The organism is Vibrio sp. S12_S33 (assembly GCF_963889785.1).
Taxonomy (GTDB): domain Bacteria; phylum Pseudomonadota; class Gammaproteobacteria; order Enterobacterales; family Vibrionaceae; genus Vibrio; species Vibrio aestuarianus.
On sequence record NZ_CAWPQZ010000445.1, the window covers coordinates 1 to 236 of the forward strand.

General features: G+C 47.5%; 1 protein-coding gene. It reads left to right on the forward strand.

Annotation, left to right across the window (positions count from 1 at the left end; genetic code table 11):
- The coding region (locus tag AACW06_RS20690; RefSeq protein ID WP_192076428.1) for an IS66 family transposase at nt 1-236 on the forward strand (236 nt) is incomplete at both ends.

Consider the following 236-nt stretch of genomic DNA (forward strand, 5'->3'; position numbering starts at 1 on the left):
ACTTTATCGCCAAGAATCCCTGTTTACCCAGTCAGGTATCGAGCTATCGAGAACCACCATGGCAAGGTGGGTAATTCAGGTTAGTGAAAAGTTCAAACCGCTTTATCAGGCACTGAAGACTCACTTATTCGAACAAGTGGTGGTTCAGGCCGATGAAACGCCGCTCAATGTGCTTAAGGAAGACAAGCAATGTTATATGTGGTTGTACTGCTCGGGAGCCGACTCCCCTGAAGCTA